Here is a 23,331-nt window from a genome sequence, read left to right as displayed (position 1 = left end):
GTCATAATTGGCCCACCACTGGGGCCGACATGGTTTCGACGTGGGTAGCGAAGCGAATCAGGGCATACCGAGGACCCGTCACCTCGTTAATCAATGGGAAATTAAGTAACCGCTAACAACGACCGTTACGAACTGGCTGCCTAAGGGCGCCTGCCTCGCACTAGCTCGCTGATGGGCTAGGGTAGCAATACCACGCGAGGTTATTTACATCAGCTAATCTCCGGTGGTGCCATGGCGCCGGGGCCGAAAATCAAGTGGATCGCTGTTGCGTAGCGTGTTCGTCCGCGACAAAACGGTTAAATCAAATGACTGAACTAAGTATGTAGAACTGATCGTAGAGTGCTTGCGGACGCGGGTTCGATCCCCGCCGGCTCCACCACCATTCTGACCGTCGACGACAACGAAAGACGGTCAAACCCCTAGTAAAAACGGGCCTTCGGGCCCGTTTTTCATTTCTGCTTCCTTATCGTTGGTTGTCGTTGGTTGTCGGAGAAATGGCACGTAAACGGCACGCGGCGTTCACATGGAAGCAAAGAACCTAAGGCCTCCAGAAGGCTGAGGGGGCGTCAGCCCATGACGGAGGGAACCTTTTTACGGCCCCCTCAAGTTTGCATTCGAGGTGGGGCGCTTCATCATTGAAATGATCGCCATTTCTTTTCCCGATCTGCTAGGCGCCGGAGTGCCGAGGCAGCGACTATCAAGATTTTCCTGGTCTTGTCGATAAAGAAACGAATGAGCGACCGGCATGCAAAGGCATGGTCCGGTGCCCCTTCCTTTTCTCGCCAACGCACCAATGAGACTTAACATCGCAACTGCTGTTCTGGTTCTCTCACTTTCCTCCGGCGTGTCATTCGGCAACGACAGTCCGGCGCAATCCAAATTGTCGACAGAGTCCGGAAAAACGCTCTCATCCAACAAGCTATCTTCCGCCCAGCCCAAGATATCGACGGAGATGGTTCGCCAGATCATTCGAAACAAGAATATCGATCCGGACAGCCCTCAGGGACTGAGGCTGGCAACGTTCCTAGTGCGATTTTTCAACGACCCGCAGGCGCTCGCGGGCAAGACCGGCTTGAGTGGGCCAACCATTGCGCCCGAAGCCCGGCTGCGCATCCTTCGACTTATGTCCAAAGTCATGTCCTTCGGGCAAGAAGCGTGCGGCCTGAGCAGGCGCACGCCTGACGTGGCCGAGTTGACCAGAACGCTGTCCCCGGAGGAATTCAATGCGAACATCGCGCTCGTCGAAGCCATGACACTGAATGTCCCGACGTCACCGGATGAACACTATCCGCTCGCTGACAGAGTGAGCGCGAATGCCACCGTGAACGAGGCGGCACTGGACGCGGTTGGCAGGTCCAATCTCGAGAAGATGCCGACACAAGCCCAGTTGTGCAGCGCCATGACCGAAGTCTTCGCCAAACTCGACAAGATGCCCGAGCCGGAACAGCGACGCCTGACGTTCGAAATCTTCCAGTTGCTTCAAGGAAGACCTGGAGCACCCGAACTGGTGATGGCCGATCCGGAGGCATACCTGAATCTGGTGTTCGACGAGCGGCAATTGTCGCCGCGAATTCTCAGCCGCCTGCCCAAAGACGGCAGCCGGCCTCTGCCCTTCAAGCGAATTGTGATCGAAGGGGCATGGGTCAGCGAAATCGAAGGGGAATCCGGTCCCGTTCGCGAGACCTTTGTTAACCGGAGAAACAACGGCGTGGTCGCCGAATGGCTCGAATCCTCTGGCGAGCAAGCCGACAACGCCAGCATCACCTTCGCACTGACCTACGGCATCGAAAACCTGAGAGGTCAGACCATTCTGAAAGGCGGCGCCTATCGTCTGGCCAACCTGCGCACGCCGCCGCTGGATCTCACGAATATTTCGGCAATTCCGGGTAAGACGTTCCGGTATGCCCTTTCCGAACCGGAATTGAACAGCGACTACCTGCCGGAACACCAGTGCGAAATCGTCGGCAGTCATCCTGCCTCGGAGATTTCCTCGTCGCTGGAAGGCAATGCCATCGAACTGCTGTGCGTAGTCCCAAGGCGCAACAAAGGCCTCCCAGCCACCAACCGGAGCGTCTTGCTTCAGCACTACGGAATCGCCCTTAACCTGGGCTGGACGGTTGACGACAAATCAGGAAAGTACGTCATCACCAAAGCAGCCGTCGAATAGCCCACACGGATCCGGCATGGACATCTTCTGCCCGCTCACGTGCGCCTCCGTCCCGCCACGACTATATTGACGCCAGTCGAAAAGGCAGACTTGGTGTGGTCCAGCCAAGTCCTTGCGCTCGCAGAAGCGCTGTCCATGCCTCGCGCAGGAGTCCCGCGACGAACCTCGACGCCATTGCGGCGGCGTCCGTTCGTCCGCGTGGTTCTCAAGACATCGAACGACTCTGCATCAGGCGCGTCGCCCAGGCGGGCCCTTCCCCGGCATCCTCCTTCTCCCGCAAACTCTACTGCGCCTTGCCCGTATTCAGCCCCAGAAACGGAAACGGCGGCGAGACCTTGAACTCGCCCGACACCTCGCCGTTGAACGTATTGCGTTGATCCTTACCAAGATCGAGCCGTTTCACCGGTGCCCCTGCCGCAAAATCCACCTTCTTCAGGTCCACCCAGAACGTATTCGGCGTGAGCGCCGACTCGAAGAAATAGAGCATGCGCTTGTGATCGACCACCGTGCGCCAGCGCGTCGACGAGATATTCGGCTCGCCCGGCGTCGTGATCCCGTACGGCACCGACGCATTGCGAATCACGCTGAACACGCTCGCCAGCGCCTCGACCGGGTCTTCATTCTTCGGAATCGCATTGATGTAGAACGACGCCCGCGCAAAGCGATCCGACGAACGATTCGTCCCCGGCAGGAACGTCGTGCCCCCGATCTGTTTCCAGTACGTGTTCAGTGCGAGTTGCTCGTCGAACGTCGGCGAATTCGTCATCACCTGATACTGACGGCCGTGGTGAATCACCTGCCGGCCATTGATGTACTCGACGATGGCGCTGTCACCCGATTTGTCCGACATCGACAGGTGCAGGGTCGCGAGCCGGTTCTCCCCCGGCACGTTGTCCGTCACGATCGTGAACGGCTCCTTCTCGAGCGCGGTCACCGCTTCGGCAACGGTCGCAAAGTTGTCCAGGACGTATTGCGCCCAGGCCGCGATCGTCAACCCCGGTTTCGCGCCCCCGTCTAACTTCGGATATTGCGACTCCACCAGCCAAAGCAACTGCGCAGACAACCCCTTCTCGTTGACACCGTCCGTCGTCGATACGTCATAACCCGTGGCGACCACACTGCCGTATTTTGCCGTCCAGCGAAGAGAATTCGGCCCCGATTCTCCCGAGCGCGCAATGCCCCGCGGCAACACGTAGAGATTGGTGGCGACGTCGAGCTTCCAGTCCATCGAACGCGCCGTGACGACATCGTCGTTTGCGCCGAGATAGACCACCCGGGTGCAGGCCAACGACGAGAGTGGAGAAAAAGCGAGTGTCGCGGCAGCGACGAGACAAGGCAGTGTCTTGACGAACATGCGGGGCATAGCGATACCTCACGTCGGGAGGAAGAGAGTCGTAAAAACCGTCAGTATAACGATGGAATCTCCTCGCCCCTGCGCAGCACTTCCCCACACTTCCCTGCACGTCGTCAGACGCTTCGCGTCATCACTCGACCAGAATCGGATACAGCGACGCCACCAGCAATGCCGCGGCAAAACCGTTAAAGAGCCGTACCGAGCGCGCATCGGTGAGCACCCGTCGCATCGCAACGCCGAATCCCGCCCACAAACCAATGCACGGCGCACAGAGCACGCCATAGATCAGTGCGAGCACCATCACGTCGGGCACATGCGACGCATTAGGAAGATAGGTGCTGATCGCGCCCACAGCCATCACCCACGCCTTCGGATTCACCCACTGGAACGCTGCCGCGCCAAGAAACCCCATGGGACGCTCGCGCTCACGACGCTCACCGTCAATCGGCCCCGAGCGCGCCAAATGCCACGCAAGCCACAGCAAATAAGCCGCCCCGGCGTACTTCAGCACCGTGTGAATCACGGGGAAGCGTACGAAGATCGAATGCAGGCCCGTGCCCGTCAGAAACACCATCAGGGCGAAACCGAAGGCAATGCCGGCCAGATGCGGCAAGGTGCGCGCGAAGCCGTAGTTCAGCCCCGAAGCGAGGATCATCATGTTGTTCGGGCCCGGCGTCACCAGCGTGATGACAGCGAAAGCACAGAAGGCCAGCAATTGTTCAGTCGTCATGTTCGAAAGTCAGAAGCCCCCACGCCAGCGCTGCCTCATGCAGTCGCCTTGGAACTCGCGGAGCCACAGGATAGGCACGCACGCTGCCTGAATCCCGGTACAGTTCGCCAAATCCGGACAGGCCTGTACCGGCCGCCAACCGTGACAGTCGCCCCCCCGCCGCCCCGCCCCCCGGTCCCAGCGACGCACCACCGCCACACAACGCCCGGCGTCGTGCGAAAATCGACGCCATCCGAACGAAGCCATCGATACCGGCGCGCCTGCCCCCGCTCACCGACCGCTCGACACCTCACCCGATGCCGCCCCGCTTGCCACCGCTATCCGCCCTGCGCCTGTTCGAAGCCGCCGGGCGTCACCAGAGCTTCAAACGCGCCGCCGCCGAACTGCATCTCACGCCGAGCGCCGTCAGCCACGGCATCGTGGGGCTGGAGCAGACGCTTGGCGTCGCCCTGTTTACCCGCTCGCCGCAAGGCCTCTCGCTCACTCCGGAAGGCGTCGACTATCTCGCCTACGTGACCGAAGCCTTCTCGCTGCTGCTCACCGGCACGCGACGTCTGCCCACGCCGGACGCCTCGCGCGCCATCGCCATTACCTGCGCCCCAACTCTCGCCTCGCGCTGGCTCCTGCCGCGCCTGGACACGTTCTTGCAACGTATGCCGAACATCGACATCACAATGGACACGTCTCAGCGACAGGTGGGCTTCCCGGCCGACGGCTTCGACTTCGCCATCCGCCTGTCGCGCGCACCGGTCGCGAGCGACGCCTGGCACCGGCTGTTCGGCGAACGATTCGTTCCCGTCTGTAGTCCCGAGTATCGTGCGAGCCATGCCGATGGCAACGGCAAGCTCGACCTGCGCGCCGTCACACGAATTCACGTGACCAGCGCCAGTGAAGACTGGCAAGGCTGGATCGAAGGCGCAGGCATCGATGACTTCGACGCCCAGGGCGGGCTGAGTTTCGACAACATTCAAATGGCCTTCGACGCGGCGATGACCGGCCTTGGGGTGGTCATCGGACGCCGCCCGCTGGTCGACGGCTATCTCGCGAGCGGTGCCCTCGTGCCGGCGCACGACATCACCACGCCAGCACAGGGGGCCTACTGGCTGATCTGCGCGCACGACATCGAACCGCACCCCGAGTGCGTGGCGTTCCGCGACTGGGTCATCGAACAGGCTCACCCCTTCGGGTGAATAAAATTCACTCGCCGTAACGCACAACTCCTTTGCCAGCGGGGCATTTCGTTGCGAGACTTCCGTGAGGAGGACTCACCATCATGCAAGAACCCATGGCTTCGGCAGTGCCCTCGCTGCAAAACCGCATCACCCTGATCATCATTGCCGGGGCACTCGTCCTGAGTGCCGCAATGGGCACCCGGCAGACGTTCGGTCTGTTCATCAATCCGTTCTCGTACGATCGCGGCGTGCCCGTCACCCTCGTGGCCTTCGCCATCGCGCTGCACAACCTCGTATGGGGATTCGCACAGCCGTTTGCCGGTGCGATGGCCGACCGTCACGGCCCGGCCCCCGCCGTCGCTTTCGGCGCGTTTGCGTTCGCCGGGGGGCTGGCCATGGCGGCACTGGCGCCCTCCGGAATGTGGCTTGTCATCGGTCTCGGCGTGCTGGTCGGACTCGGCATCAGTTGCACGACGTTCGGTGTGGTGCTGCCCGCCGTCAGCCGCGCCGTCACGCCGGAGAAGCGCACGATGGCGATGGGGCTCGTGAGCGCCGGCGGCTCGCTCGGACAGGTCGCGCTGGTGCCTATCGCACAAGGCCTGCGTCAGACTTACGGCGTGTCGACGTCGCTCTTCGCCCTCGCGCTGATCCTGTGCTGTGCCGCCCCGCTCGGCCTCTTCATGACGTTGCGCCGGCGCGGCAATGCGGCCGGCAAGGCCGCCGCCCCCACTTCAGGCAACGACGGCGAACACGTCTCGCTACGCGAAGTGCTCCGTCAGGCGCGCAGCCATCGCGGCTATCAGTTGCTGACGCTCGGCTTCTTCACCTGCGGCTTTCAACTGGCGTTCATCGCCACCCACCTGCCCGGCTATCTGCTGATGTGTCACATGCCCGTCGGCCTGGGCGCCACCGCGCTGGCGCTGATCGGTCTGTTCAATATGGTGGGAAGCTGGGCTTGCGGCTGGCTTGGCGGACGGTATCGTCAGCATCACGTCCTTGGCTGGCTGTACTTGATTCGCGGGGCGGCCATCGCACTCTTCTTCCTGCTGCCGAAATCCGACACGAGCGTGGTGATCTTCGCCGCCGTCATGGGGTTGACGTGGCTCGGCACCGTGCCGCTCACCAGCGGTCTGGTGGCGAAAGTCTTCGGCACACAGCATCTGGGAACGCTCTTCGGCCTGTGCTTCATGAGCCATCAGGTCGGCTCGTTTCTCGGTGCGTGGCTGGGTGGCTACGTACTCGACGTTACTGGCTCCTACAACCTGATCTGGGCCGCGACGGCGATTCTGGGTGCCGTGGCGGCAGCCCTGCACTTCCCGATCAATGACGAGCGCGCAGCGCCGCCGGTCCGGCAGCCGCGGCCCGCCAGTGCATGAGTGTCTGGGGGCCTGCCAAGTTATAGACGGTGCGCGTTCGCCAGACGGAAGATCTTCGTCCAGCGTTGCGCCAGCGACCGGCCGGGCATCGGCACGCGCCAATTCGCCTGCACGTTGTGGGCGAGTTCCAACACGAGCCACCAACGCCCGCCCTCGCTGACCGGATGCGCCGACAGATCGCGGACATTGAAAAGCCCCGCCGGCAGAACTGCCCGGCGGGGCTTCGTTTCACCACAGGCGAAGCGCTCGCGCCGGTCGGCCCGGTCGCGCGCAACGCCACGGCGGTTAGCGCAGCGGCTGCGGGGCCGCGCCAACGGCCTTGCGCACCTTGGCCACCTGTGCACTTGTCACCGCCGGCGCCTTGTTGCCCCAGCTCGAGCGCACGAACGTCAACACGTCGGCCACATCCTGATCGGTCAGACGATCGTCGAAGCCCGGCATCGCGTAATGCGTCGGCGCCGCCTTCGTCCACGGCATTTCCGCGCCGCGCAACACGATATGGATGAGCGAGGTCGGATCTGCCGTGTTCACCGTCGAGCTGAGCGCAAGCGTCGGGAACGTTTGCGTGTAGCCCTTGCCCGTGCTGCGGTGGCATGCCGCACAGTTGTCGAGGAACGTGAGCGCACCGTTGCTCTTGTCGGAGCCCGTACGCAACGCCTTGGCCACGGTGTCGTCGTAGGCGAGCGCCTTGGCGTTCGGATCGACCGGCTTCAGTGTCTTCAAGTACTTGGCGACGTCGGTGAGATCGTCGTCGTTCATGTACTGGGTGCTGTGTTGCACCACGTCCGACATACCGCCGAAGGCTGCAGAATGATCGTTACGCCCGCCCTTCAGGAACGCCGTGATATCGCCTTCGCTCCAGTTGCCCAGACCGTCGGTGACATCGCCGCGCAAGTTCTTCGCGAGGAAGTTGTCGACCACGCCGCCCGAGAGGAACGCCGTGCTATCGTCCGTCAGCGCCTTCTCCTGCAAGGCGACGCCGCGCGGCGTGTGGCATGCGCTGCAATGGCCCAGCCCTTCGACCAGATAGCGACCGCGCGAGATCGGGTCGTTATCGGTCGACGCAACGTCGGCCACGACCGCCGGCGCGAACATCTTGCGCCAGATCGACAACGGCCAGCGCATCGACATCGGCCACGGAATGTCGGTCGACTTGTTCGCTTGCGCAACCGGCTGCACGCCGTTCATGAAATAGGCATACAACGCCTTCACGTCGGCCGGACGCACCTTCGCGTACGACGTGTACGGCATGGCCGGGTACAGCGTCGAGCCATTCTTGGCGACGCCGTGACGCACCGCCTTGTCGAAGTCTTCGAGGCTGTAACTGCCGATGCCGGTGTCCTTGTCCGGCGTGATATTCGTCGAGTAGATCGTGCCGATGGGCGAGGCAATCGGCAGACCGCCGGCAAACGGTTTGCCCTTGGGCGCCGTGTGACACGCAGCGCAATCGGCGGCGCGGGCGAGGTACTCGCCCTGCTTCACGAGCTGCGCTTGCGGATCGTTCGCGGCGGGTGTCTGAGCGCCACCTTGCACCGTCACGGCGGGCACTGCGGGCGTAGGCACCGGCGAGACGGCTGCCCCGGAGGGCGCCGTCGCAGTCTGCGCCCACACGGCAACGGCCACGAGTGCCAGGGCACCGGCTGTGAGCGCACCAACGGAGCGTTTCATCATCGTTTTGCGGATCATGGTTTCGCTCCTCAGGCCTGCACCAGCGGGCCGGCGTTCTTGAGGTACTGTTCGCGAATCGCCTTCGCAGACCAGTACGCCAGCGCCGCCACCACGCCCGTGGGGTTGTAACCCATGTTCTGCGGGAACGCCGATGCGCCCATCACGAACACGTTGGACACGTCCCAGCTCTGCAGATACTTGTTGACCACGCTGTTCGACGGATTGGTGCCCATGATGGCGCCCCCGGTCGTATGCGTGCTCTGGTAGATCCGCGTGTCGTAATGGGTGCCCTTCTTGCGAATCGCACGGAACACCTTCTCCGGATTCATCGCGCGGCCAACCTCTTCCATCCGGTCGCCCATGTAGCCCAGCATCGCGTATTCGTTGTCATGCCAGTCGAACGTCATGCGCAGCAGCGGCACGCCATAGGCGTCCTTGTACGTCGGATCGAGATCGAGGCACGCGTCGCGATACGACATGACCGAGCCGGAAATGCCGATGGTCATGTAACGTTGATACGCGTCGGTAATGCCCGCCTTCCATTTGCTGCCCCACGACGGCGTGCCCGGCACGGTCGGGGTCATCTTGATCGGACGTCCGCCATAGCGCACGTGACGAATGCTCGCGCCACCGATGAAGCCCAGCGGTCCGTGGTCGAACTGGTCGCCGTTCAGGTCGTCCATCGACACACCGCCTGCCCCCGTACCGACGAACGGGTTCAACTGCGTGCCCTTGGGCAGCAGCACGTTTACCGCGCCGTTCATCTGGTAAGCGTAGTTCTTGCCGACGACACCCTCACCCGTCTTCGGATCGTACGGTTTGCCAATGCCCGAGAGCAGCAGCAAGCGCACGTTGTGCATCTGGTACGCGGCCATGATGACGAGGTCGGCGGGTTGCTCGACTTCGCGGCCTTGCGCGTCGATGTACGTCACCCCCGTCGCCTTCTTGCCGTCGCTGTCGAGATTGACCTTCACGACATACGCATTCGTGCGCAGCTCGAAATTGGTCTTCTTGAGCAACACCGGCAGGATGGTCGTCTGCGGCGATGCCTTCGAATACATGTAGCAGCCGTAGTTCTCGCAAAAGCCGCAGAAGTTGCACGGTCCGAGACGCACCCCGTACGGATTCGTATACGGCTCGGACGTGTTCGCGGCAGGTGCCGGATACGGATTGAAGCCCACTTCGCGGGCGGCCTTTTCGAAAAGTGTCGCGCCGTAGGTATTCGGCAACGCCGGCGTGGGGAACTCGCTCGAGCGCGCGCCCTCACGCGGATTGCCGCCCGGCACGATCTTGCCGTTCAGGTTGCCCGCCTTGCCCGACGTGCCAAACACTTTCTCGGCGAAATCGAAGTGCGGCTCCAGTTCTTCGTAGCTCACGCCGAAGTCCTGAATCGTCATGCCCTCGGGGATGAACTTCTTGCCATAGCGTTCTTCGTAATGGCTGCGCAGCTTCAGTTCTTCCGGAAGAATGCGATAGTGCATGCCGTTCCAGTGGAACCCCGCACCGCCCACGCCATTGCCCAGCAAGAACGAACCGTTCTGGCGATAAGGCACTGCGAGGTCGTCCGGCGTGTGCCGAATCGTGACGGTCTCGCGCGCCAGCTCCTGAAAAAGCTTGCCGCGCACCGAGTATTCGAGTTCGTCGATGACCTTGGGGTACTGGGCGTCGGTCGGCGTGTCGCGCATGGCGCCGCGCTCGAGCGCCACAACGTTGAGCCCTGCATCGGTGAGTTCCTGGCCGAGGATTGCCCCGGTCCAGCCGAAGCCCACGATGACGGCGTCGACCTTATCTTTCTTGATTGCCATGAATTAGCCCCGCTTTCCGGAAATCGATACGGGCCCGTACGGGTATTTGACGTTGGGCTGGTCCACCCAGTCCATGAAGTCGGCACGAGCGCCGGGAAAGCCCACCAGCTTCCAACCGACCATGTCCTTGTTGCCGCCGTGGATGGGGTCCGAGAGGAAACCTTCCTTCGTGTTGGCCAGCAAATAGGAGAAGAACGTGCGCGCGGGCACGCTATCGAATTCGATCTTCGCTTTCTCCAGATCGCCCAGCACGGTTTCCTGCGTGGCGTGATCGAGGTCGGCGAATACCTTGTTGTACTGCTTCTTGCAGTACGCATCGCAAGCCGCGATGCCGTGACGATAGATATCGCGCGGCACGAGGCTCAACTGGTACCCCATCTCGGGCGGCTGATCGGTATGAAACGGCCCTTGCATGTACCAGAGCTTGCCGTGCCCGAAGGGCGTTTCCATCTGACGGTCGATGAACTGCGGCACATCGGCTTGCAGCGCGCCCGGGCCGAGATCGTCGGCAGGAATCAGACGGTCGACGGCAGCATTCACGAAACGCCATTCGTCGGCAGTGAAGTACTTGGGCTCGTAAGGGGTGGTCGAAGCAGCGGGGGTAGCAGACTTGTCGCTGCTACAGGCGGACTGCGTAAGCGTCGCACCGGTGGCAAGCGTCGTAGCAGGCACGATCGCCAGCACCTGGCGCAGAAAGCGTCGGCGCGGTTCCTTGTCCTGTGACATGGAGTTCTCCGTTTTTGTGTGGGGGACGGGACGAATCACGCATGACAGTCAAGCGGCAGTGGCTCGCCATGCGCGAAGAAAACCTGACAGGCCATTCACCTCGCGTAGCGCAATTTAACGCGGCAATTCTACTTACAAGTTACCTACATGGCAAAGCAAGGGGTCGTTGCAAAAATCTCGCAACATATTGATTGGAAAGACTTGCAAATATTTAAAATATTTACTAGCACGCGCGCACGAAGCGTTTCGGTGAGCGAAATTTCTGAGCCGCTTAGGCAAATCCGCCTTCAAGCACGAAAAAGGCCGCTCCGTATTCCGGCGGCGGCCTTGGTGCTTAATGCAGTGATTGCGGTGAATTACTCAGGGATGGGCGGCAGCGACAACGGCAGGTGCGGCGGCGATGACGGCGGCGCCGGCAAGCGCCGCGACAGTGGGGGCGCCAGTTCCTCCGAAGCCCACGGGTCAAGCGAACGCGCCACGTTGAGCATCTGCGCAAAACGCGCCGCGCCAGACGTCAGCGACCGTCTCTTGCTCCCTAGCGACGTTTCAGCCTGCCTCACGAGTGCGTATTCGCTACCGTCCGGGCCGGCGAAATGCGGCACGCTGTCGTAATCCTCGTCAAGCAGTGTGTCGTCGTGCGCGGGCACGGGTGTATTGCCAAGCGCGCTTCGCGCACCTGCATGCCGATGAAGTCCCTCGTTGTGATTCTCGCCATGCACTGGCGTGGGCGTATGGCCAGGTTCCTGGCGCTCGCCAGTGCGCAGAGGTAGCACCGCGTAGTGATGCTCGTCGAATAGGCCGTCACCGGACAGGCCGGGATCGGACAGACTGTCGTCGGACTCCGGCAACGACGCGACGCTAAGTCTGCGGCTCTCGTGGGGGCGCATGGCGTCGTCCATCACGGTGCCGCCTTCGGTCTTCCACGCATCGATATCCAACGCCCTAGCCGCGAGCCACGAAGGCGTGGCCCCGCGCCCCCCTTCCCTGGCGTGATTGAGCACCGACGAATACTCCCGCACCCCGAACCCTCGGTCCCGAATCATCTTGAGCGAGACTGGCTGATCTGCCGGATAGCCAAGCAGCAATGCCAGCCGTGCCGCGTCGTTGGCGGCACGCGTCTTGTTCCTGGCGAACCAGGACGTCGAGGCCGCAGGTTTGAGCACCCAGTTGCCATCGCGCACGGATAGTCGCAATGGCACGTCGGCACCGCCGTTGGTCATTTCTCTCTCGGCTTCACGCGCCATGTCGTTAAGCGCGATCAGCACTCTGATTTCCGCCTTGAGTTCATCGCGCTTGCGTTCATGCGCCCCCAGGGTCAGGTCCAGCATGGCATCCCGGAGCGAAGCGAGGTCGACGAGATTTCCCCGCGCGATCCGCTTCACGTCTCCCTCCGGCAACGATTGCACCGTCGTATTCAACTGACGGATCTCATTGTTCAGCAACGCGATCTCCTCGAGCTGGGCGCGCACTGGCGCCGCGTCGAATGTGCGAACAAACGGCTTGGCGACAGGCGGAACGCCGTGGCGCGCAGATTGCATGGAAGACGAGCGATCGCGCTCGAAGCTCACGTCCTTGCCAATGCTGTCGAGATAGGTGGAACGCCAGCGCTCAAGTGTTTCACCGACGAACCTGGGCATCAGCGGGTGGGCTTGCAGACGCTTGGCGCAAAGCACATCCCGATCGCGCTCACCGCACCAACTGCCAAGCGGAATGCCACACTTCTCCAGATCACTTCTCTGTCGTGCGGGATACGTTTGCCAGGCTTTGCCGGTGGGCGCAAGCGCGGAGGTTGCAACCGACCCCAGTCGCTGAAAGTCGGAGCCGAAGCTGTTCTCGTCTTCAGGCAGCTTCGACCAGCTGGCGGAAAGGATTTGCACCGGCGAATGGCTCGATGCTGCGGAAATTGTTCCCATGATCGTCTCCAGGTAAACAGACCGGATGGTCTTCAGGCGCGTGGAGACTAAATGGATTCGCCGTGCAGGGATGTCGATAATGTCGAATGGCTTCGCTTTGTGGCACCAGCGCATCCGTTTCCCAGCGCAATCAGAAACGCGCGAGCAGTTGTCCCAATAGGGCCGCGCCTTCCTTACCCTTGGCCGAATCGGCCCACAGGCGATCGATCATGGCGCGATACATGCCCACCCCGTCAGGCGAAGTCGTGATCGTGGCAATACCCGTGCGCAAGTTGGGTAGCTCGCCCAGACGGAACGGCGAGACAGCGACATAGGCTTCGCCCTGCGCCTCGAAGATCTGGAACGTCTCGTTCGGCATGTTGTCGCTCACGATGCCGATCTGCACGCCCGTCGTGTCGGCCTCGAGAAACTCGACAATGCGCGCGACCTCGCGACGTGCCGCCATCTTCCGCTCGAGCTGCACGCCCGGCGGCAGTCCCAGCCGCCCGACGAGTCCGTGATGCAGGAACTGCTCGATCTGACGCAGCCCGATGAGGCTGGTGACCGCCAGCCGCTGACGCGAGAAGCTCGACTTGCGATCCTGCAGGATGCCCAGCACGCGATCGATCGTGTTCGCCCAATGGCGGTCGGCGAGCGTGGGGGGAATGCTCTCGTCGAGCATGTGACGCAGCCACACGTCATAGTCTTCCGAGGTCAGCAGAAACGAAATCGGGTCGAAGTGCGCGACGATACGCTCCGAGCGGCTCTCCAACTGGCGCATCCGCTCGAAATAGCTCACCGCCGAGTCGTGATATTCGACTTCCACGCCCAGCAAATTGGCGAGCGACACCCCCAGCAGTGCCGCGAGCCGCTCAAGCGTATCGATCTTGACGATCTCGCCGCGCTCGAGCTTATAGATGGCCGCGCGTGAGATATCGAGCTGTTCCGCCACATCCTCACTACGTAATTCCGCCGCCAGCCGGTAGGCGCGCAAGCGCTCGCCAATGGCTCGGAAATTGAAACGCGCGCCCCTCGGCGCCCGGGATGTCGTTGCAGCTCGATTCAAATCGCCCCCTGTCGGATGCCAATGCCCGGCCCGGCCAATCGCGCCGCACCCGCATTGCAGTGCGGGGATTATACCGGTCGCCCGCACGTCCCGATGCCGCGCCATCACAGGCTTCACTCAACCCGGTACGTTCGCAGCACTGTCGCAAACACCCCACATTCGCCCGGCGAATATTTTTCCGATTGTCTATTTTTTTAGACATCTGCACGATCCCGAACACGGATACCCCATTGCGTGGGAATGCCCTGCACCGAGAACAGGCTTGCCTCGGTTTGGGAGGTGACCGCACGCGCCGGCAGTGATAGCCTGCGCGCCGTCCAGAAATTTATACAACAAAGAGGGAATGATGAAGACCTGGCACAAGGTGGCTGGCGCCGCCGCACTGAGCGCCGCAACGCTCGCAACCACGGCTCACGCGCAATCGAGTGTGAGCTTCTACGGCCTGGCAGACGCTTATGTCGGCTCGGTGAAGAACCCGGGCGGCAACGCTGCTGTCGTGCAGCAAGGCGGCGGCATGACCACGTCGTATTGGGGTCTGGCCGGCACCGAAGACCTGGGTGGCGGCAACAGCGCGCTGTTCGTGCTCGAGAGCTACTTCCAGCCGAACAACGGAACCTACGGCCGCTTTGCCGGCGACAGCTTCTTCTCGCGCAACGCATATGTCGGCCTGTCAAACGGCCTCGGCACCTTGCGCCTGGGCCGCATCACGACCCCGCTTTATCTGGCGACGATCCAGTTCAACCCGTTCAATAACTCGTACACCTTCTCGCCGATGATCTTCCACACCTACAAGGGTCTGGGGACGCAGGGTGTGGTGGGTGACTCGGCGTGGAATAACGCCGTGGCGTACACGTCGCCGACTTACGCCGGGCTGGCGGGCACGTTGCTCTACGCCACCGGCAACAGCGCGACCGACCATAGCGCGAAGAAATGGGCGGCGTCCGTCACTTACGCCAATGGCCCGTTCGCCGCTGCCGCGAACTATCAGTACGTGAATTTCAGCGCGACGCCGGGGGACTTTGGCACGCAGTTGCCGGGCGTCGCCGGACTGACCAACCAGAACACGGCGCAACTCGGCCTCTCGTATGACTTCGCCGTGGTGAAGGTCTTCGCCCAGTACATGCTCGTGGCAAGTCAGGCCGCGAGCGGCAACTTCCACGCCAATACGGGTCAGTTGGGCGCTTCGGTCCCGCTCGGCCGCGGCAGCGTGCTCGCATCGGTGGCCTACACCGGTTCGAACGGTTCGGGCGACAATCAGCGCCGCACCACGTGGGCCCTCGGCTACGACTACCCGCTGTCCAAGCGCACGGACATCTACGCCGCATACAAGTACGACCACATGAGCGACATGTCGACCGGACAGACCTACGGCGCCGGCCTGCGCATGAAGTTCTGAGTGAGGGCTGGCGATACCGCCAGCGTTCCCGAGGCACGCGACGGCACGCAATGCTCATCGGCAGTGGCAGCCGTCGCGTGGCTTCGATATCAGGGTTTGACCCGATTATTTTCGTCTTGCCTGCCCCGCCGGGTTCGTTTAGTCTAAATATTTAGACAGATGGAGAGCATGATGGATCTGCAGCTTGCATGCGTCTGGTTACAACGCGACACGGTCGGTCTGTCCGACATCGAGGATTTCGCTGCGCGCTGTCTCGATGCGTCGCGCACGGCCACGCGAGAATCCGCTGCGTTACTGTTGCTCGCGCAGGCCGCGCAAACGTTCGCGGAACGGCAGTCGGGCATTGCCGCCAACGGCGAGACGTTTCAGGCATTTCTCGCCCGCAGCAAGGCCCATGCCACGATGTTGCGCGATGCAGCAGCCACCTCGGATGCCACCTTCCTCGCCACACTGAACAGCTTCGCCGCACAGTTGACGACCGAGGTCTATGCATGACGATGGACGACGCTTGGCGCGCATCTCCCCGGCGGTATTTTTTTCACTTGATCGTCTAAAAATTTAGACAATTTGACGAAAACAGCACGGCATTTACCGCTGCGCCGATTCGCCGCCCCACAGGAACCGATCATGGAAGCCAACCTGAACACACCGAGTGCGCAACGCCCGGGCGCCACGTCCGACGGCATCGTTACCCCCTACGCATGGAAAGCGCTTGCGGGCTCTGCCATCGGCTATGCGATGGACGGTTTCGATCTGCTGATTCTCGGCTTCATGCTCCCGGCCATTACGGCCGGGCTGCAACTCTCGCCGGGACAGGCCGGCGCACTCGTGACGTGGACACTGATCGGTGCCGTCGCGGGCGGCATTCTGTTTGGCGCGCTCTCGGATCGCTACGGCCGTGTGCGCATGCTCACGTGGACGATTCTGCTGTTCGCCGTCTTCACCGGGCTGTGCGCATTTGCGCAGGGGTTCTGGGACTTGCTTGTGTATCGCGCGATTGCGGGCATCGGACTCGGCGGCGAATTCGGCATCGGCATGGCGCTGGCCGCCGAAGCGTGGCCTGCGGCAAAACGTGCACGCGTCTCGTCGTATGTCGCGCTCGGCTGGCAGACGGGCGTACTCGCCGCTGCACTGCTCACACCGCTGCTGCTGATGCATATCGGCTGGCGCGGCATGTTCCTCGTGGGGGTGCTGCCGGCACTCGTCGCGTGGGTGCTGCGTAACAAGCTGCACGAGCCCGAAGTCTTCGTGCGGCGCACCGGCAAGCCCGCGAAGTCCGGTCAGGGCAGCAACGCCTTCCGTCTGCTCGTGAAGGACGCCCGCACCACCCGGGTGAGCCTGGGCATCGTGATTCTTTGCTCGGTCCAGAACTTCGGCTACTACGGCATCATGATCTGGCTGCCGACGTTCCTCTCGCAAAAGCTCGGCTTCTCGCTCACGAAGTCCGGCATTTGGACTGCGGTCACCGTGATCGGCATGATGATCGGTGTCTGGGCTTTCGGGCAACTGGCCGACCGTATCGGACGCCGCCCCACGTTCCTGCTGTATCAGGCGGGGGCCGTGGTCATGGTGCTCGTCTACGCCCGGTTGACCGACCCGACGGTCATGCTCTTCGCAGGCGCCTTGATGGGCATGTTCGTCAACGGCATGGTCGGCGGCTACGGCACGCTCATGTCCGAGGCCTACCCCACCGCTGCACGCGCCACCGCGCAGAACGTGCTGTGGAACATCGGACGCGCCATCGGCGGGCTGGGGCCTGTCGTCGTCGGCGCACTCGCTGCCCGCTACTCGTTCCAGATCGCCATCGCGCTGCTCGCGAGCCTGTACGTGCTCGACATGCTCGCGACGCGTTTCCTGATCCCCGAACTCAAAGGCGTTGAACTCGAGTAACGAGAGACGCGACGCGTGCGACGTTACGACGTCGGCGCGTCGCCTCACAATGCCCGTCCCCACTATTCGGAGCCCCCATGTCAGTTGCCACTCTGACGTGTGCCAACGTCACCCGCCCATGGGCGCCGGTGCCCCCGGACACACACGCCGCGCAAGAGGCGGCGTGCCGCACACCCACGGTTGCGACGCATCGCTGCCGCGTGCTCGCGCATCGCGCCGTCAATGCGCGTTACCGCTATCTGCGTCTGCAGGCCGATGCCCCCGTCGCCCTCACGACGCAGCCCGGCCAGTTCTACCAATTGAAGTGCCCGGTCACGGACAGCGACGCCCCCTTCCTGCTGCGCCCCATGAGCGTGTACGGCACCGGCCCCGAGCCGGACACCATCGAATTTCTCTACAACGTGACGGGCGTGGGCACGCGTGCGCTGGCTACCCTGCCGGAAGGGGCAACGCTCGATATCGTCGGGCCGCTGGGCAACACCTTCACGCTCAATACGCAGTCTGAGCAGTGGCAGCGCGTGATGCTGGTGGCGCGCGGCGTGGGGCTCGCGACGATGGCGCCGCTCGTGCAGCGCGCGGCGGCGGCCGGGCTGAAGCTGACGGTCGTCATGTCGGCCCGCAGCGAGGCCGATCTGATGCGCGACGAGTTTCTGCGCTCGCCGCAGGCCCGCGCGCTGGCCGACGTGCATTGCGTGTTCGACACCGACGGCTCGTCGGCCGTCGAGGCATTGGAGCCGCGCATACGCACCCTGCTCGAGGCCACACCGCACGACGCCGTCTACACCTGCGGCTCGCACCGTCTGTTGATGCTGCTCCAGCGTGTGCTGCACGCACACCCGCACATCACGGCCGAGGTGGCGATGGAGCAACGCATGGCGTGCGGCATGGGCGTTTGTCTGTCCTGCGTGCGCCTGTTTGATCGCGATGGCGACAAGCAATTCCTGCGCGTGTGCCGCGAAGGCCCTGTGTTTCCGATTCGAGACGTCGTCGGGGAGGTGGACTTTGGCTGATCTTTCCGTACGCATCGGAGCGCTCACCTTGCGCAATCCGGTCATGCCGGCCTCCGGCTGCTTCGCGGTCGAATATGCCGAAGCGCTGGATCTGACCCGGCTCGGTGCGCTCGTCGTCAAAAGCGTCTCGCCTGCCACGCGCGCGGGCAACCCGACGCCGCGCGTGGCCGAGACCGCCAGCGGCATGCTCAACTCCATCGGTATTCCGAGCAAGGGCCTCGACGCCTACCGGCGCGATGTTCTGCCCGCCTATACACGTTTCGATACGCCCGTGGTGGTGTCGGTGTCTGCCGATACGGCGGAGTCTTTCGGGCAAGCCTGCGAGACGCTCTCGCTGCCGGAGGTCGCGGCCATTGAAGCGAACATCTCCTGCCCGAACCTCGAAGCGGACGGCATGGCCTTCGCCATGCTGCCCGAGACGACGTACAAGGCCGTGAGCGCCATTCGCCGGCGCACCTCGCACCCGCTGTGGGTCAAGCTCACGCCCAACGCCGGTCAGATCGCGCTGATTGCCAAAGCAGCGGAAGACGCCGGTGCCGACGCCATCGTCATGGGCAACACCGTACTCGGCATGGCTATCGACGTGCGCACGCGCAAGCCCAAGCTCGGCAACGTGATGGGCGGACTGTCGGGACCGGCGATCAAGCCACTCGCCGTTCGGCTCGTGCATCAGTGCCATCGTGCTGTGCGCATTCCGATCATCGGCTGCGGCGGTATCGAAACGGCAGACGACGCCGTGGAATTCATGCTCGCGGGCGCGTCGGCCGTGCAGGTCGGCACGGCGTCGTTCCGCGATCCGGCCGTGATGGGACACATCATCGACGGACTGGCGGCGTACTGCGAAGCACAAGCCGTCGATCACATCGCGACGCTCACCGGCGCCGTCGCCCTCGACGCCCAACTGACCGACCGTTGGCTGCGCTTTGCACAGCAATCCGGCTGAGCACGTCGTCACACGTTACACGCAACCCTCGCAAAGCCTCACGCGAAAAGAAGCACACTCATGGAACTGAACGCGCTGGCCCCGCTGGCCGAGCAACTCTTCACCGACCTGCGCCGTCTTGGCGACGACGGCGTCGGCATTACCCGCGACAGCTATGGCGAAGGTGAAAATGCCGCGGCCTCGTATCTGACGGAATGGGCCGGACATCAGGGACTGGCCGTCACGCGCGACCGCGCCGCCAACCTGATCTTCACACTGCCCGACGATATCGGTGACGCTAGTGACGCCGGTGACGCCCCCGCCACATGGATCGGCTCACATCTCGACTCCGTACCGCAAGGCGGCAACTACGACGGTCTCGCCGGTATCGTGGCCGGTCTGCTGTGTCTGGTCGAACAGCGGCGCAGCCAACGGCATCCTGCCACGCCGGTACGCGTGCTCGCACTGCGTGGCGAAGAAAGCGCGTGGTTCGGCCGCGCATACATGGGATCGAGCGCGCTGTTTGGCAAACTGAACGACGCCGATCTGGCCATGCCCCATCGCACGCATGGCCGCTCGCTCGCGACCTGCATGGCCCAGGCCGGTGCCGACGTCGACGCGATTCGCAACGGCGCTACGCTGTTCGACGCCTCGCGAGCCAAAGCCTGGCTGGAACTGCATATCGAACAGGGCCCGGTGATGATCGCGCGCAACATGCCCGTGGCCATCGTGCCCGGCATTCGCGGCAATGTTCGCCACAATCGCGTGTCGTGTGTGGGCGAAGCGGGTCACTCGGGGGCAGTGCCGCGCTGGTTGCGTCACGACGCCATGTTCGCGGTGGCCGATCTCATCACGCGTCTCGACGAGCATTGGCGCGCCCTGCTCGAGCGTGGCATCGATCTGGTGGTGACCACCGGCATCGTCGGCACCGATCCCGCCGAGCATGCCATCTCGCGCATTCCGGGCAAGGTGGATTTCAGTCTGGAAGTGCGCAGCCAGAGCACCGATACGCTCGACGTGTTCTACGAGTTGATGCGCACGGAGTGCCGCGCCATCGAACGCGATCGCGGCGTTCAGTTCGTGTTCGACCGGCGACTCGCGTCGCCCCCGGCAATCATGGATGCGCACGTGTCGTCGTTGCTGGTCGACGCCTGCCGCGCGCTCGATCTTCCTCAGGAACGGGTGCCGAGTGGCGCCGGACACGACGCCGCCATCTTCGCCAACGCAGGCATTCCAAGCGGCATGGTATTCGTACGCAATGCCAATGGCTCGCACAATCCGCTGGAAAGCATGGATCTCGACGACTTCATGCGCGGCGTGCAGGTTCTGGACGCCGCCACGCATTGGCTCTGACCCCACCCATCCCTCGCAGCCAAAACAAATCGGGCCGCACTCAGGCGGCCCGATCAGTCTTTCGTCGCGACGGCGCCTTTCGCGCCCATCGCCCCTATCGCCTTACTTCGCTCAAGGCGCCAACGCGATAACCTCGGCCACCGCAGCGGTCAGCTTCTTCGCGTAGGGCACATGCAGAAACTCGTTCGGGCCGTGAGCGTTCGACTTCGGACCGAGTACGCCGCACACCATGAACTGCGCCGTCGGGAAACCGGCTTGCAGCGTGTTCATCAACGGGATCGTACCGCCCTGCCCGATGTACGCGACATCCTCGCCGTAGTGCCGTTGCGATGCCGTATTCAGTGCTGACGTGAGCCAGGGTGCAACGTCGGGAGCGTTCCAGCCCGAGGCCACGCCGGCGTCGGACTTGAAGGTCACCTTCGCGTTGTACGGCGGATCGAGTTCGAGCAACGACTTGAGTTCGGCCACGGCCCTGGCGGCGTCGACGAGCGGCGGCAGACGCAGCGACAGCTTGAACGCCGTGCGCGGTCGCAGCACGTTGCCCGCATCCGCCAGCGCGGGCAGACCGGCAGCCCCCGTCACCGACAGCGACGGACGCCACGTCGAATTGAGCAGCGCCTCCTTCGGATCGGTCGTGGTCGGCAACACCGACAGGCCGTCCTGACCGCAGGCCCACGGCACCTTCTTCCAGACGTCGTCGCCAAGGATGTGTGCGGTGGCTTCCGCCTCTTTCAGACGCTGTAACGGAATCGGCGTATGGAAGCCCTGCGGCAGCACGTTGCCGGTGCCGGCGTCCTCAAGACGCTCGAACAGCTGACGCATGATGCGAAAGCTCGACGGCGCAATCCCGCCATACCCGCCCGAGTGAATACCTTCGTCGAGCACCTGGACTTCGAGGCTGCCCGAGATCAGGCCGCGCAGCGATGTCGTCAGCCACAATTGGTCATAGTTGCCCGCCCCCGAATCGAGGCAGACGACCAGACCGACACGGCCCAGACGCTCACGCAGTGCGTCGACATACGGCAGCAGATCGTAACTGCCCGACTCTTCGCACGTCTCGATGAGACCCACGCAACGCGGGCGCTCTACCCCTTGCGCATCGAGGGCGGCGAGCGCCGTCACGCTTGAGTAGATCGCGTAGCCGTCGTCCGCGCCGCCACGGCCATAGAGCTTGCCGTCTTCGAACTTGGGCGTCCACGGGCCGAGGTCCTTACGCCATCCGTCGAACTCGGGCTGCTTGTCGAGGTGACCGTAGAGCACGATCGTCTCGGTGCTGCCCGAACGCGTGGCCGGGGCTTCGAAAAAGATTACCGGTGTGCGGCCTTCCAGACGGATCACTTCGAGCCGCAGTCCCTTGACCGGTTGACGTTCCGCCCATTGGGCCGCGTCGCGCACTACGCGATCGATGTAGCCGTTGCGTGCCCAATCGGCATCGAAGCCGGGGCTTTTGGCGGGTACCGCGATGTAGTCGGTCAGCGCATGCAGAATTTCGTCATTCCATTTGCGTTCGACGAATTCACGCAATGCCGCAGTGTCGAGCGACGGCTGGGTCGGGGTGACGGTGTCGGTCATGGGGGAGTCCTTGGGGGGGTTCTGGTTGACGTGATGGATCGTGATGGATCGGGCCGCAGCGTTCGCGGCAGGTCCGTCACGGGCACCGCCGGAGATGCCCGCAGGCCATATAGCGTCATGATAGCCATTCCCGCCGGCGGTGGCGACCGGCCAGCCGGATGCAGCACATCTACCCGGCGTGGTCAGCCGGGGAAACGGCGGTGCAGGCCATGCGCCATGAAAGGGGGTGTCGAAACGAGGATAGCGAACCGGCGTTCAGTTGCCCGTGCCCGGCGGATCGAAGCGGAATACGATCTCGCCGGCCGCAGCCGTCGCCTTCGCGCATGTAGCGGACTGCGTCGCTTTGCCGGCAACTTCCAGAGAATGCTCTGTGTCGGTGGCACTGCAACGCCAGAAAAACACGACGGGGCGTTCGCACCGGTTCGCCACTTCATAGCGATAGTGCGTAACGTCAGCCGGCAGTGCACGCAGCGCCCCGCACGGCTTTCCCGCCATGTCGAGCGGCTCCACCGGCATCGGCGGTGCCTGAGCGCGAACCGGCGCACTCGCCGCGACGGCAAGCAGTACCAGCATTCCTGTGATCCTCGAGCGTCGCTTTGCAGTAATGAACATCAGATCCAGCGCCATGCGATGGCGATGGCTCCGATGGCGACGCCAACGGAGATGACCACGCCAAACCATGCCAACTGCGCACGCCGTGCCCGACGGCGGCTCGATTCCGAAGTGTCGTAAAAACGACCCAATCCGCCCGAGTACAACTTTTCCCAGCGAATTTCCATGGCGCACCTCACAAATCAATCAAACCAGCCCGCACTATTGTTGTTCTGTTCTTTTCTTCTTTATCAAGAGTTTTGAGGCGCAAGACAATTCGGATAAATCCGGGCAAATTCCGACGGAGGATTACCCAAAATTCCGACGCGACGCCTTCGTCCCAAGATCGCACTATTCTTTGATAAACGCAACAGCGTGAACCTGCAGAATGCAGCCATAGCACCATGGAAGACCACGTTATCCACGATGGATATCAACGCACATTGCGCGCTTTATCGTATCTCTCGACAGATCTTTAACGGGAAATTGCAGAGAATTGCGGGAATTTGAGCGTGCCAGCTTTTTGAAATGCAGCATTTTTGTAACAAGACGCTTCAAAACAGCATGGACGTTCGTTCAAAGCAGGTGATTGGGAATGGCGGGAGGAAAGCGCCACAGCCCCCGGCACCATCAGGACGGGA

The 23,331-nt window shown here is 62.8% G+C and carries 20 protein-coding genes and 1 other RNA gene; 10 read left to right on the top strand and 11 right to left on the bottom strand.

Annotation, left to right across the window (positions count from 1 at the left end; all coding sequences use genetic code 11):
* Nucleotides 1–20: 20 nt before the first annotated feature.
* Nucleotides 21–379, top strand: a transfer-messenger RNA (tmRNA) gene (gene ssrA / locus PHO31112_RS04295).
* A 414-nt stretch (nucleotides 380–793) separates the two neighbouring features.
* Nucleotides 794–2,167: a hypothetical protein gene (locus PHO31112_RS04290; protein WP_150619384.1), complete on the top strand. Its 1,374-nt coding sequence runs from the start codon at nucleotides 794–796 to the stop codon at nucleotides 2,165–2,167.
* Between the two features lie 283 nt (nucleotides 2,168–2,450).
* Here the strand turns inward: PHO31112_RS04290 and PHO31112_RS04285 are convergent, their stop codons facing one another.
* Nucleotides 2,451–3,521: a linear amide C-N hydrolase gene (locus PHO31112_RS04285; protein ID WP_174995561.1), complete on the bottom strand. Its 1,071-nt coding sequence runs from the start codon at nucleotides 3,519–3,521 to the stop codon at nucleotides 2,451–2,453.
* A gap of 130 nt (nucleotides 3,522–3,651) precedes the next feature.
* Complete coding sequence (locus PHO31112_RS04280; RefSeq protein ID WP_150619382.1) at nucleotides 3,652–4,251, bottom strand: LysE family translocator; 600 nt, start codon at nucleotides 4,249–4,251, stop codon at nucleotides 3,652–3,654.
* A 296-nt stretch (nucleotides 4,252–4,547) separates the two neighbouring features.
* On the opposite strand from PHO31112_RS04280, the gene PHO31112_RS04275 reads away from it, so the two are divergent.
* Both PHO31112_RS04275 and PHO31112_RS04270 read left to right on the top strand, forming a co-directional pair.
* Nucleotides 4,548–5,441 carry a LysR substrate-binding domain-containing protein gene (locus PHO31112_RS04275; protein ID WP_150619381.1) on the top strand — a complete coding sequence of 298 codons (894 nt, stop codon included), beginning with the start codon at nucleotides 4,548–4,550 and terminating at the stop codon, nucleotides 5,439–5,441.
* Nucleotides 5,442–5,524: 83 nt separating this feature from the next.
* The gene (locus PHO31112_RS04270) at nucleotides 5,525–6,799 is read left to right on the top strand and encodes an MFS transporter (RefSeq protein WP_246177742.1); all 1,275 of its coding nucleotides are present in this window, start codon (nucleotides 5,525–5,527) and stop codon (nucleotides 6,797–6,799) included.
* A 20-nt stretch (nucleotides 6,800–6,819) separates the two neighbouring features.
* Here PHO31112_RS04270 and PHO31112_RS04265 read toward each other — a convergent pair whose 3' ends face one another.
* The 6 genes from PHO31112_RS04265 to PHO31112_RS04240 all read right to left on the bottom strand — a co-directional run bounded on the left by PHO31112_RS04265 (nucleotide 6,820) and on the right by PHO31112_RS04240 (nucleotide 13,956).
* On the bottom strand, nucleotides 6,820–7,113 hold the full coding sequence (locus PHO31112_RS04265) for a hypothetical protein (protein WP_150619380.1): 294 nt from the start codon (nucleotides 7,111–7,113) through the stop codon (nucleotides 6,820–6,822).
* Nucleotides 7,085–8,467, bottom strand: coding sequence for a c-type cytochrome (locus tag PHO31112_RS04260; protein ID WP_174995559.1), 1,383 nt, complete (start codon nucleotides 8,465–8,467; stop codon nucleotides 7,085–7,087). The genes PHO31112_RS04265 and PHO31112_RS04260 overlap by 29 nt, the downstream gene beginning before the upstream one ends.
* 29 nt (nucleotides 8,468–8,496) lie before the next feature.
* The gene (locus tag PHO31112_RS04255) at nucleotides 8,497–10,272 is read right to left on the bottom strand and encodes a GMC family oxidoreductase (RefSeq protein ID WP_010806861.1); all 1,776 of its coding nucleotides are present in this window, start codon (nucleotides 10,270–10,272) and stop codon (nucleotides 8,497–8,499) included.
* A gap of 3 nt (nucleotides 10,273–10,275) precedes the next feature.
* Nucleotides 10,276–10,998, bottom strand: a complete 723-nt coding sequence (locus tag PHO31112_RS04250; RefSeq protein ID WP_150619379.1) for a gluconate 2-dehydrogenase subunit 3 family protein — start codon at nucleotides 10,996–10,998, stop codon at nucleotides 10,276–10,278.
* Between the two features lie 356 nt (nucleotides 10,999–11,354).
* Nucleotides 11,355–12,911, bottom strand: a complete 1,557-nt coding sequence (locus PHO31112_RS04245; RefSeq protein ID WP_150619378.1) for a hypothetical protein — start codon at nucleotides 12,909–12,911, stop codon at nucleotides 11,355–11,357.
* Nucleotides 12,912–13,041: 130 nt separating this feature from the next.
* On the bottom strand, nucleotides 13,042–13,956 hold the full coding sequence (locus tag PHO31112_RS04240) for a helix-turn-helix domain-containing protein (protein WP_150619377.1): 915 nt from the start codon (nucleotides 13,954–13,956) through the stop codon (nucleotides 13,042–13,044).
* Between the two features lie 343 nt (nucleotides 13,957–14,299).
* On the opposite strand from PHO31112_RS04240, the gene PHO31112_RS04235 reads away from it, so the two are divergent.
* The 6 genes from PHO31112_RS04235 (at nucleotide 14,300) to PHO31112_RS04210 (ending at nucleotide 20,527) form a co-directional block, all read left to right on the top strand.
* A complete protein-coding gene (locus PHO31112_RS04235; RefSeq protein WP_010806857.1) occupies nucleotides 14,300–15,352 on the top strand; it encodes a porin in 1,053 nt (350 codons plus the stop codon).
* A 168-nt stretch (nucleotides 15,353–15,520) separates the two neighbouring features.
* Entirely contained in the window at nucleotides 15,521–15,847 is a 327-nt protein-coding gene (locus tag PHO31112_RS04230; RefSeq protein WP_246177738.1) for a hypothetical protein, read from the top strand.
* Between the two features lie 132 nt (nucleotides 15,848–15,979).
* Nucleotides 15,980–17,242, top strand: coding sequence for an MFS transporter (locus tag PHO31112_RS04225; RefSeq protein WP_150619376.1), 1,263 nt, complete (start codon nucleotides 15,980–15,982; stop codon nucleotides 17,240–17,242).
* A 77-nt stretch (nucleotides 17,243–17,319) separates the two neighbouring features.
* Nucleotides 17,320–18,252, top strand: coding sequence for a dihydroorotate dehydrogenase electron transfer subunit (locus PHO31112_RS04220; protein ID WP_150619375.1), 933 nt, complete (start codon nucleotides 17,320–17,322; stop codon nucleotides 18,250–18,252).
* Nucleotides 18,245–19,195 (top strand): dihydroorotate dehydrogenase, encoded by a 951-nt coding sequence (locus PHO31112_RS04215; protein WP_150619374.1) that lies wholly within the window; start codon nucleotides 18,245–18,247, stop codon nucleotides 19,193–19,195. The genes PHO31112_RS04220 and PHO31112_RS04215 overlap by 8 nt, the downstream gene beginning before the upstream one ends.
* Nucleotides 19,196–19,255: 60 nt before the next feature.
* Nucleotides 19,256–20,527, top strand: coding sequence for a hydantoinase/carbamoylase family amidase (locus PHO31112_RS04210; protein WP_150619373.1), 1,272 nt, complete (start codon nucleotides 19,256–19,258; stop codon nucleotides 20,525–20,527).
* Nucleotides 20,528–20,638: 111 nt separating this feature from the next.
* On the opposite strand, the gene PHO31112_RS04205 is transcribed toward PHO31112_RS04210, so the two are convergent.
* The 3 genes from PHO31112_RS04205 to PHO31112_RS27085 all read right to left on the bottom strand — a co-directional run bounded on the left by PHO31112_RS04205 (nucleotide 20,639) and on the right by PHO31112_RS27085 (nucleotide 22,878).
* Entirely contained in the window at nucleotides 20,639–22,099 is a 1,461-nt protein-coding gene (locus PHO31112_RS04205; RefSeq protein ID WP_150619372.1) for a M20 family metallopeptidase, read from the bottom strand.
* Between the two features lie 255 nt (nucleotides 22,100–22,354).
* Complete coding sequence (locus tag PHO31112_RS04200; protein WP_150619371.1) at nucleotides 22,355–22,672, bottom strand: hypothetical protein; 318 nt, start codon at nucleotides 22,670–22,672, stop codon at nucleotides 22,355–22,357.
* Nucleotides 22,673–22,710: 38 nt separating this feature from the next.
* Nucleotides 22,711–22,878, bottom strand: coding sequence for a hypothetical protein (locus tag PHO31112_RS27085; RefSeq protein ID WP_158453307.1), 168 nt, complete (start codon nucleotides 22,876–22,878; stop codon nucleotides 22,711–22,713).
* Between the last annotated feature and the right edge of the window lie 453 nt (nucleotides 22,879–23,331).

Origin of the sequence: Pandoraea horticolens (assembly GCF_902459555.1) — a bacterium.
Lineage (GTDB): Bacteria > Pseudomonadota > Gammaproteobacteria > Burkholderiales > Burkholderiaceae > Pandoraea > Pandoraea horticolens.
The sequence above is the reverse complement of the archived record's forward strand: the minus strand, read 5'-3'. Positions and strand labels throughout refer to the sequence as shown.

What these genes read in the sequence shown, in the direction of transcription:
- PHO31112_RS04290 (WP_150619384.1), top strand. Translation starts at nt 794, where the DNA reads ATGAGACTTAACATCGCAACTGCTGTTCTGGTTCTCTCACTTTCCTCC.
- PHO31112_RS04285 (WP_174995561.1), bottom strand. Translation starts at nt 3,521, where the DNA reads ATGTTCGTCAAGACACTGCCTTGTCTCGTCGCTGCCGCGACACTCGCT.
- PHO31112_RS04280 (WP_150619382.1), bottom strand. Translation starts at nt 4,251, where the DNA reads ATGACGACTGAACAATTGCTGGCCTTCTGTGCTTTCGCTGTCATCACG.
- PHO31112_RS04275 (WP_150619381.1), top strand. Translation starts at nt 4,548, where the DNA reads ATGCCGCCCCGCTTGCCACCGCTATCCGCCCTGCGCCTGTTCGAAGCC.
- PHO31112_RS04270 (WP_246177742.1), top strand. Translation starts at nt 5,525, where the DNA reads ATGCAAGAACCCATGGCTTCGGCAGTGCCCTCGCTGCAAAACCGCATC.
- PHO31112_RS04260 (WP_174995559.1), bottom strand. Translation starts at nt 8,467, where the DNA reads ATGAAACGCTCCGTTGGTGCGCTCACAGCCGGTGCCCTGGCACTCGTG.
- PHO31112_RS04255 (WP_010806861.1), bottom strand. Translation starts at nt 10,272, where the DNA reads ATGGCAATCAAGAAAGATAAGGTCGACGCCGTCATCGTGGGCTTCGGC.
- PHO31112_RS04250 (WP_150619379.1), bottom strand. Translation starts at nt 10,998, where the DNA reads ATGTCACAGGACAAGGAACCGCGCCGACGCTTTCTGCGCCAGGTGCTG.
- PHO31112_RS04245 (WP_150619378.1), bottom strand. Translation starts at nt 12,911, where the DNA reads ATGGGAACAATTTCCGCAGCATCGAGCCATTCGCCGGTGCAAATCCTT.
- PHO31112_RS04235 (WP_010806857.1), top strand. Translation starts at nt 14,300, where the DNA reads ATGATGAAGACCTGGCACAAGGTGGCTGGCGCCGCCGCACTGAGCGCC.
- PHO31112_RS04230 (WP_246177738.1), top strand. Translation starts at nt 15,521, where the DNA reads ATGATGGATCTGCAGCTTGCATGCGTCTGGTTACAACGCGACACGGTC.
- PHO31112_RS04225 (WP_150619376.1), top strand. Translation starts at nt 15,980, where the DNA reads ATGGAAGCCAACCTGAACACACCGAGTGCGCAACGCCCGGGCGCCACG.
- PHO31112_RS04220 (WP_150619375.1), top strand. Translation starts at nt 17,320, where the DNA reads ATGTCAGTTGCCACTCTGACGTGTGCCAACGTCACCCGCCCATGGGCG.
- PHO31112_RS04210 (WP_150619373.1), top strand. Translation starts at nt 19,256, where the DNA reads ATGGAACTGAACGCGCTGGCCCCGCTGGCCGAGCAACTCTTCACCGAC.
- PHO31112_RS04205 (WP_150619372.1), bottom strand. Translation starts at nt 22,099, where the DNA reads ATGACCGACACCGTCACCCCGACCCAGCCGTCGCTCGACACTGCGGCA.
- PHO31112_RS04200 (WP_150619371.1), bottom strand. Translation starts at nt 22,672, where the DNA reads ATGCTGGTACTGCTTGCCGTCGCGGCGAGTGCGCCGGTTCGCGCTCAG.
- PHO31112_RS27085 (WP_158453307.1), bottom strand. Translation starts at nt 22,878, where the DNA reads ATGGAAATTCGCTGGGAAAAGTTGTACTCGGGCGGATTGGGTCGTTTT.